This window comes from Caldithrix sp., assembly GCF_056497305.1.
Genome location: NZ_JBSMDE010000164.1, coordinates 1 through 8,655, shown reverse-complemented (window position 1 = coordinate 8,655; position 8,655 = coordinate 1). Strand labels below are relative to the sequence as shown.

The 8,655-nt window shown below is 47.0% G+C and carries 8 protein-coding genes; all 8 read right to left on the bottom strand.

The window, feature by feature from the left end; genetic code table 11:
* Positions 1 to 412: 412 nt before the first annotated feature.
* Positions 413 to 1,723, bottom strand: coding sequence for a hypothetical protein (locus tag ACWB0I_RS13895; RefSeq protein WP_479388670.1), 1,311 nt, complete (start codon positions 1,721 to 1,723; stop codon positions 413 to 415).
* Between the two features lie 661 nt (positions 1,724 to 2,384).
* Positions 2,385 to 2,876 (bottom strand): GAF domain-containing protein, encoded by a 492-nt coding sequence (locus tag ACWB0I_RS13890; protein ID WP_479388669.1) that lies wholly within the window; start codon positions 2,874 to 2,876, stop codon positions 2,385 to 2,387.
* Between the two features lie 158 nt (positions 2,877 to 3,034).
* Positions 3,035 to 3,454: a Zn-ribbon domain-containing OB-fold protein gene (locus tag ACWB0I_RS13885; protein ID WP_479388668.1), complete on the bottom strand. Its 420-nt coding sequence runs from the start codon at positions 3,452 to 3,454 to the stop codon at positions 3,035 to 3,037.
* Positions 3,455 to 3,468: 14 nt separating this feature from the next.
* Complete coding sequence (locus tag ACWB0I_RS13880; protein WP_479388667.1) at positions 3,469 to 4,629, bottom strand: thiolase domain-containing protein; 1,161 nt, start codon at positions 4,627 to 4,629, stop codon at positions 3,469 to 3,471.
* Between the two features lie 53 nt (positions 4,630 to 4,682).
* Positions 4,683 to 5,747 (bottom strand): hydroxymethylglutaryl-CoA synthase, encoded by a 1,065-nt coding sequence (locus tag ACWB0I_RS13875; RefSeq protein WP_479388666.1) that lies wholly within the window; start codon positions 5,745 to 5,747, stop codon positions 4,683 to 4,685.
* A gap of 1,032 nt (positions 5,748 to 6,779) precedes the next feature.
* Complete coding sequence (locus tag ACWB0I_RS13870) at positions 6,780 to 7,253, bottom strand: EVE domain-containing protein (RefSeq protein ID WP_479388665.1); 474 nt, start codon at positions 7,251 to 7,253, stop codon at positions 6,780 to 6,782.
* Positions 7,254 to 7,260: 7 nt separating this feature from the next.
* Positions 7,261 to 8,025 (bottom strand): SDR family NAD(P)-dependent oxidoreductase, encoded by a 765-nt coding sequence (locus ACWB0I_RS13865; RefSeq protein ID WP_479388664.1) that lies wholly within the window; start codon positions 8,023 to 8,025, stop codon positions 7,261 to 7,263.
* Positions 8,026 to 8,337: 312 nt separating this feature from the next.
* Positions 8,338 to 8,655 (bottom strand): hypothetical protein (locus tag ACWB0I_RS13860; protein ID WP_479388663.1); only part of this gene is annotated, 318 nt, incomplete at its 5' end.

Below are 8,655 nucleotides of genomic sequence, written 5' to 3'. Positions count from 1 at the left end.
GTTTCCTATCTCGTCCTTACAGGACGATCCATGTTTTTTGTGTTTTTGCTTTACCCACCGCTGACGCGGTTGGCTAATTTGTTTCGTCCCTACGGGACTTCTTAATTTTTTAGTGTATCAGCTTTAGCACAACCAACGTTTTATGTAGGAAGTTCAGGAGGAATATTTCCAAAGCAACATAGCCGCAACCAAAAACAACCACAGAGAGCACAAAGATTTCAAAAAAATAAAATTTGTTGACATGTAAGGCGAAGACTCAGCAAAGCGGCACAATTTGCTCCCCCTTCCCTTTATTAAAAGAAGGGAAGGGGGCCGGGGGGTTAGGATATTCAGCATTAAAAATTTCGCATCCCGCTTTAGCGGGATAGATCTTTTGAAGGAAGTATTCTAAATCGCCCACTTCAACGATGACTTAGTGGAAAGCCCTTTGTCCTACCTGTAAACCGATGCCTAACTGCCAGGGTTGCTTGTTGGTCAAAATCTTTTTTACCTTAAGTTCTAACCGAACATTGGAATGCAGTTGGATAAGCGTCCCGATGGCCAGAGGAATTCCCCAAAACGTTTCCTTTTGTTGAACTGAATCCTCTACATCCCTCGTTACACCGCTTTTTGCATCCTGATAGTGCGATTTTGTGTAATCCTGCTTCGTCCGACTATTGTAGGCAAGCCCCCAGCGGAAGAAGGGCAGCACCGTGCCGGTCGCCCTGGCCAGAGCCGTGATTTCGGCGCTGAGCAAATTGCAGCGCATGCGTTCACGCATCATCCCGCTCTCATACTCCGTTTCATACTGAAAAACATTCTGCCAATCAGACCAGTTAGAACGCGTATAGGCCAGACTAAACAGAATACGCGGTTTGTATTGCTTCTGTACACGCAGGGAGAAAGCCGACATGGCAAAATCCTGATCATACTGGAGGTAATCGAATGAGCCAACCAGACTCAGAGCGTTGCGCGGCTGGTATGTGCCGCTAAGCACAGCTTTCAGAATGGAGCGCCGCTCTTCCATGGCCAGTTTTTTTAAAGGGATTTCGACATCAACCGCTTTGATGGCCGCTATGCTTCCACTTACGAAAAAAGCGATGGAAGAAAAAGCAGAAAACCCCAAAACCGCCTTCTCTTCGGCTGTCAGAGGAAACCAGCCGCCTTCGTCATCTCCACTGGCCAGACCGATAGCAGCGCCAACCCCACCGGCAAGCAGACTGATCAGCAATGTTTTTTTTACAGAAGCATGGTGCACAACAGAGACCTGACTGAGTTCATTGAGCGGAATGGGCTTTTTCTGATCACGACCTGTTCCCAGAACAAGCGCATCCTCTTGCACTGCAAGCAGCCGCCCATGTAACGATTCTCCGGCAACACTCTGCACAAAAACTTCCCTGCCTGGTTGGTGTTTCTCCTTTTCTCGCTCCAGAATAACGGTGTAATAATCCCGCAAAAAATCTTCTTTACTTAGGCTAAGCACTTTGCTACGCAGGGTGTCATTTTTAAAATAGCTAATCCGGAGGCGATAGGTGCTGTCCGGCATTAACAAAAAGACAGCATTCTGAAAATGTTTGATCTCAGGGAAAAAGCCGTAGCGTTCCCGCTCCTGCCAATCCAGACTTTTACCCACTTTAGGGTGGATCATCACGACTTTTCCTTCTTGCTGGGCCTGAAGATGGCTACCTGTAAATAGAACAGCCAGGACCAGCATTAAAATCCAGCAAAAAGGTTTGTATTGCATTTTGAAGACTCCTTTTATTTTTACCTGTTCTTTTTGTTAAACAGTTCTGGAAAGAGGGAGCGGTCTAATGATTTACACCTCTTTCCACAGCTTTCGTTTTAATAAAATCAACTTTCGTGCCAGAGATGGAATTTCAGTTTATCTCCTGTAATCATTGGAATTAGCAGACAGAGTGGCTTATGAACTTTTCATCCGATCGTTTAATTTTTTGTCCAGGTGTTTAAATTTTTTAACAGACCTGCAGTAAGGTACAAAAGGGAACGGTGATAGTCCAGTTTCTCTATTAAATATGTTAACGTAGGATTGTGTAAGATGCGCCTACCTGTCATTGGGAAAAAATTTTGTGGTTTCGTTATTGTTTTCCTCAGCTGCGGTATTCTGAAATGAGACTAAAAATACATTTTGCCAGAGCTTACTATTGTAGCCAGAAAAGGCAACCAAGCTGTAAGGATCAATCAATTACAGAAAGCAAAAAACATTAGTAGGGCAACTCTCCATTACCACTTACCAATTACGAATTTTTGTGGGGTAAGATGTTGTGTTCAAGGGAGGTAGTTGAATTGTGTGGAAGGTCAGTTCAAATCCTGATTCATCGTGGCGAGCGATTACTTTCATTAGCGGTATTTTCCCACTGATTCAGTTAGTTGATCTGTATTGGAATTTAAAAAGCCGAGTACTCGACCAGGGCCAACACAATTTTTTCCAGGCCCTGCCGATCCATTTCTGAAAAGCGGTCAAAAAGAGGAGAATCAATATCCAGAACGCCCAATACCTTTCCCTTTTTGATCATAGGCACCACAATTTCAGAATTGGAAGCGCTGTCGCAGGCGATGTGTCCGGGGAATTTGTGGACATCCGGCACAACAAGAGTTTGCTTTTGGGCCACTGCAGTACCGCAAACGCCTCTGCCCACCGGAATGCGCACACAGGCCGGTTTACCCTGAAACGGTCCCAGAACCAGTTCGTCTTCCTTTTTGAGTAAATAGAAGCCTACCCAATTGACATTTTCCATGGAGTAAAAGAGCAACGCAGAGAGATTGGCCATGTTGGCAATCGCATCCCTTTCGTCCTCTAACATGGCCCTGGTTTGTTTGTACAACAACTCGTAAAAAACATCTTTGGTCAGGTCGCTTACATCGGGTACCTGGATCATCACCTTCTCCCTTGTTTTCAGTTCTGTAAAGTAATGGAGAAACAGAAGAAATGCAACTTCTGATAGGTTGGCTTTTTAAGAGTATTTTACGAAAAATAAGGCGCGCCTCTTCAATGGTTCCTCAGTCAGTAAAAAGAGCTTGCAGAGAAGCGGTTCTCCTACTTTTCTTTTTTAAAATCCAGAGTTTGTAAAAGAGGTCTAAATTTGTAGCCATAAACAATGGGGCCCCGCTCACCTTCTGCAAAATACTTTCGAACCACCATCTCAACGGGCAGGTCGATTTGTACCTGATCCATATCCAGATCGGTTAATTGCGCGGTAATCAAAGGGCCATCGTCCAGTTTGATCAACGCCACCAGATAGGGCGCCTGTCCTTCAAAGCGTTCCGAAGTTTGATACACCACAGAATAACTGAAGATGCGTCCTCTGCCCGAAAAGCGTACCGGCGACATGTTTCTGCTTTTACAGTTGGGGCAAACGTTTCTCGGGGGAAAATATTGTTTCGCACAGTGAGCGCACTGGCTGCCTTCCAGATGATATCGCTGATTACGGAGACGCCAGTAACGAGGTATGTCCATGATTTGCTTCTCCTTTAATTTCTTCCCTTTAAGATAGTAGTTACCACTGTGGCGCCGGTTCCGCCGATATTTTGCGTCATCCCCCGGCGCGGCTTAGCTAACTGCAGAGCTTCGGGCGCCTCACCCCTTAATTGTAACACGGCTTCGACGATCTGGTAAACTCCGGTTGCTCCAACCGGATGTCCTCTTCCTTTCAAGCCGCCCATGGTACAGATGGGCAATGGACCGTCTATCTGAAAATAGCCATCCTGGGCGTGTCGAAGAGCGTCCGGGGCGGGCATGAAGCCGGCCGCTTCAATGGAAAGGGCAGTCATGATGCTAAAGGCATCGTGGGGTTCAAAAAAATCCATGTCCTGAGGCGTAAGCCCGGCGGTTTCAAATGCTTTGCTGGCGCTGAGACGGGCGCCTTTAAGCTGTAAAATATCTTCCCGATCGTGTAAAGCAATAGAGTCGGTTGCCACTTCACAGGCTAACACATCCACGGCCCGTCTGGCCTTTTTGGGCAAGTGTTCAGCCGGTACCAGAATAACACAGGCTGCTCCGTCCGCAATGGGACTGGAATCCAGCAGATTGATGGGATCGGCAATCATCTTGGCTTTTAGATATTGTTCAACGGTAATGGGCTTGCGGAACATGGCATGGGGATTGTGAAGCGCATTTTGATGAGCCAGCACAGGAAACCAGGCAAAGGCTTCTTTAGACAGTCGGTATTCGAACATGAAGCGCCGTTTGATCAGCGCATTTAAAGCGACAAAAGTTAACCCCAGCGAAGTTTCAAAATCTGCGTCCGCTGCGGTAGCCAGCGCGCTGGTGGTAAACCATCCGGAACGTTCGGTCAATTTTTCCACGCCGACCACAGCCACACACTGCTTTTGTCCGCTGGCCACGGCGAACAGGCCCTGTCGGAAAGCGGCCGCACCGGAAGCGCAGGCTGCTTCAACCTTTACCGCTTCCACGCCGGCAAAGCCTGCGAAATCAGCAACCAAAGCCGCTAAGTGTTCCTGTTCGCTTAATTCACCGCCTAACATGTTGCCCACAAATAAGGCATCGATTTCATCCCGATTGGCATCGGACAGCGCCTGCCACAGCGCTTCTACGGCTAATTCGCGCAAGGATTTGTCCCAGTGCTCACGCACGGGAACCTGACCAATCCCGATAATGGCAACTTCTCTCATGATAAATCATTCCTCAAATTGTTCCTGTGCCTTTCCATCCGATTTGAATAGGATCACGATTGCTTGATTTTTTCACGGAATCTGGCATATTGGCTGTAATCGATGTACTTTACGCGCTGCAGGTAGTGTTCGGTCAAAGGCGCCCGATCGCGCCGTTCCGTCAATTTTGCTGTAACTTCAAAGCAAAACGCATCACTCCCTGCCCCGGAACCAAAACTGGCCACCAGAACCAGATCTCCCTGCTGGGCTTTGTCCAGAATGGCGGTCAAGCCCAAAATAGCAGAGCCGGCATAGGTATTGCCAATTCTGGGAGCCAGCAAACCGTCTTTAATCTGTTCTAATTTAAAGCCTAAATCACGGGCTATTTTTTGCGGGAATTTCTGGTTGGGTTGATGAAACACCGCAAAGCGAAAATCGCTGGCTTTAAGTTGCAATTCTTGCATCAGAGTGGAAGCCGCCATTTTAATATGGTGAAAATAGGCCGGGTCGCCTGTAAAGCGATTGCCGTGCTCCGGGTATTTCTGGTAATTACGCCGAAAGAAATCCGGGGTATCGGTCACGTAGCTGTAGGCCCCTTTCAAAACGGCCAGCGAATCTTCTCCCGGTCCGATCACAAACGCCGCCCCGCCGGCGGCAGCCGTGTACTCCAGCGCATCGCCCGGTCGTCCCTGAGCCGTGTCCATGCCGATGGCCAGAGCGTAATCCGCCAGGCCGCTGCCCACATAACCGAAAGCGGCTTGCATGGCCTCTGTACCCGCCTTGCAGGCAAATTCAAAGTCGCCGGCCGTGTTGGCCGGAGCAATACCCAAAGCCTGAGCCACCACCGTACCACTCGGTTTTACAGCGTAGGGATGCGATTCGGAACCAATCCACACCGCGCAGATTTGCTGGGCATTGATACCGGCGCGTTGTAGCGCATTGCCGCCGGCTTCAATACTCATGGTGATGGTGTCCTCATCCAGGCCCGGCACACTTTTTTGCTCAACCGGCAACTGATTACCCGACTGCCGGCCTCTCCAGACGCGGGCAATGGTTTCGGTTCTGATCCGATAGCGTGGCAGATAAGCGCCATAGCCTACCAATCCGACTGAGCGCAAGGGCTTCATTATGGATTGCATATTCTTGCAACATTCTCCGTTTTTATTTATTTCTAATTTGACGATTATGAGAATTAAAGCAAGAATTCAAAATAAATCAATGAAATTGTTGTCAGATTAAAAAAATTTTACTTGAATAAAAATACAAATTGTGGTTTGAATGGTGTTAATTGATGGAATTACCAGCAGTTAAGTCGAGCAAAAGCTGTGGACACAAATAAAAATCTCATTGTTTTCTCACAGAAAGTTTTCATTCTCGCACAAGCGGGAATGTCCCTAAAGGCAACGCATTACTCCCAGATAAACAGGACTACCTTCCATGTCCCAGGCGACTCTAATACGCTCTTTTTTCATCAGAACAACACTATTAGTAGCGCAAAATTTCTGCTTTCTTTCAGATAAAACGGGGTTCCAGTCGTAATGACAACCTGGTAGTAGAAGATTCCGCTTCCTGCCAACAATCAGACATAACACAATGCAGTTACCCAAGGCAGCAAAGCCGCAACCAAAAACCTTCTTTTAAAAATGACAGGACGGTGCCCCGGAATCCTTTAACTCTTACTCTCATATACTCTTAACTTTACTTCTCCAACAACAGAAGTCATTTCACGAATTTGCTCTCACCCCCTCGATCCCCCTCTCTCAGAATAAAAGTCTGGGAGAGGGGGAAGACTTGTGTGGGAAATTTTCTTAATTGTCCGGCCGCTTTAGCCTGTTGGAGAGCAGCGGAAATTGCGATTCTCTGGGACGGGACATCAAACCATTCAACAAATCAACAAATCAACAAATCAACAATTCAACAGTTTTGTTTCTTCACACAGCACAAAAATTTTCGCATCCCGCTGTGGCGGGATTAGAATACTTCCATCAAAAGATCTAACGCTTTAGCGTGAGAAAATTTTAATGCTGTTTTAGGGAGGACGTGTTGAAGAATTGGTTTAAATTATTTTTGCAAATATCTGTGAAATCTGCGTGAAAGATAATTTTGATTAAAATAGTTTCTTGCACTTTTGGTTGCGGCTCTGCTGCCTTAGAAGTTTTGAAGGAAGTATTCTAAATCATCTGCGGAGGCCGAAAATTTACGATGGTCTGCCATTCCTCTTCCGTAACGGGCTGAACAGAAAGCCGACTGCCTTTACGCAGCAACATCATATTTTGCAGTTGAGGGAGGCGTTTCAGTTCTTCCCGCGTAATTGGCGGTTGGAATTCCTGAATGGCCTGCACCTCCACGCCAAACCAGCGGGGATTTTGCGCATCGCTTTTGGGATCAAAGTATTTTGATTGCGGATCAAAAGCCGTTGGATCGGGGTGGCCTTCTTTGACTACGCGGGCAATGCCCATGATAGCCTGGGGTTGTTTTACGCTGTGGTAGATCAGAACCAGGTCTCCCTGTTTAATTTCATCACGCAACAGATTGCGCGCCTGATAATTGCGCACACCATCCCAGAAAGTGGTTCTGTCCGGTTCATTTTTTAAGTCCTGCCAGGAATAGGCAGAGGGTTCCGTCTTAAAAAGCCAATATTTCATGGTTACCTCATTGATTAATTTCCATGCCAAACAGCGGGCCGTGTTCGCGGATGTCCCACTCCTGCGCTACGTATTGATCGTCATCCGTTTGCAACATTACCTGACAGATAAAGCGCGCTACCATGTCTGGCTCAAGCAGCTTTCCTTCCTCCCGTAATTGAATAAAGCGCTCCAGGGCAGGGAAATCTTCTTTACGGGCCATTCGCACTTGATCCTGCATGGGCGTATTGACCACCCCGGGCCGCAGGCTGCCGACCAGAATCCCGCTTTGGGCTAATTCCTTGTTCCACACCCGATAAAGCATGAACAAGGCCGCTTTGGAAGTACAGTACGCTCCCCAACCAGCGTAAGCATGGTGCGCCGCCCCTGAACTGATATGTAATATTCTGGCGCCTTTTGTAAGAAAAGGCAAAAGTTTTTGCGTCAGGAAAAGCGGGCCCTCCACATTCACGGCAAAATGTTGTCGCCACTCTTCAAGCTCAACCTCTTTTAAAGGTTTTACAGGAAGCAATTGGGCCGCATTGTGCACCAAATAGTCCATCCGGCCCATCTGCTCGACGCGGGCGCTAATCTTCTTTCGCCCGACCTCGCTGGAAACATCGGCTGCAACAATCTTGATTTTTTGAGGATCACTTTGTTGTGTGGCCAGCAATTTTTCCTGATTCCGGCCAACCGCCAGCACATTGATTCCCTGTTCTGTGCTCAGGCAAAGCGTCAGAGCTCTACCAATACCGCTGCCGGCTCCCGTAACAAGTGCCCATCTTTCTTGCATTCTTTTTCCTTTGATTGGTTTTGATAAAATAAATGAACAGGTTAAAATAATAAAAAATTCCTTTAATTTACAAGTAGTAAAATCTTCCAGAAATGGTCTTTTCTCTCAGAAAATGCCTATCTGCAAATGAGAACCATTCTGGAGCCACAAAGATCGCTCTCCTTTGACGATGATTTTTTAGCATGTTTTCGTACCTTCATGGAAAACACGGAATTCAATAAAGAGTTCATCTCAACCAGTGGACCAGCTTACCATTACCACTTCCTCACTTATCTATTTTTTTAAAATACTTCCATTAAAAGATCTATCCCGCTAAAGCGGGATGCAAAAATTTTTGTGCGGGGTGAGGAAGGAAAGTCGTTGAATTGTTGGATTGTTTAATTGTTGAATGGCCTCTCCCGCTGGACAGACGGGTCTGTCACCATGAATCGGGATTTGGAATGACGCTCGGCACGAAGCCTCACTTATTGTCTTTTCGACCGATGCGTGGAGCAAAAGCCACGTGCAGAGCGGAGAAATCTTTCTCAGGCGTAAGGGCGAAGCATTTTCCTGAAGGTTGTTCCAATTAGCGCAACCTCTTTGTGTAAAAGTTAAAATCGCTCTTAAGAAAGACTTTTCAAAAAATGCTTC

What these genes read in the sequence shown, in the direction of transcription:
- ACWB0I_RS13875 (WP_479388666.1), bottom strand. Translation starts at nt 5,747, where the DNA reads ATGCAATCCATAATGAAGCCCTTGCGCTCAGTCGGATTGGTAGGCTAT.
- ACWB0I_RS13895 (WP_479388670.1), bottom strand. Translation starts at nt 1,723, where the DNA reads ATGCAATACAAACCTTTTTGCTGGATTTTAATGCTGGTCCTGGCTGTT.
- ACWB0I_RS13890 (WP_479388669.1), bottom strand. Translation starts at nt 2,876, where the DNA reads ATGATCCAGGTACCCGATGTAAGCGACCTGACCAAAGATGTTTTTTAC.
- ACWB0I_RS13865 (WP_479388664.1), bottom strand. Translation starts at nt 8,025, where the DNA reads ATGCAAGAAAGATGGGCACTTGTTACGGGAGCCGGCAGCGGTATTGGT.
- ACWB0I_RS13885 (WP_479388668.1), bottom strand. Translation starts at nt 3,454, where the DNA reads ATGGACATACCTCGTTACTGGCGTCTCCGTAATCAGCGATATCATCTG.
- ACWB0I_RS13880 (WP_479388667.1), bottom strand. Translation starts at nt 4,629, where the DNA reads ATGAGAGAAGTTGCCATTATCGGGATTGGTCAGGTTCCCGTGCGTGAG.
- ACWB0I_RS13870 (WP_479388665.1), bottom strand. Translation starts at nt 7,253, where the DNA reads ATGAAATATTGGCTTTTTAAGACGGAACCCTCTGCCTATTCCTGGCAG.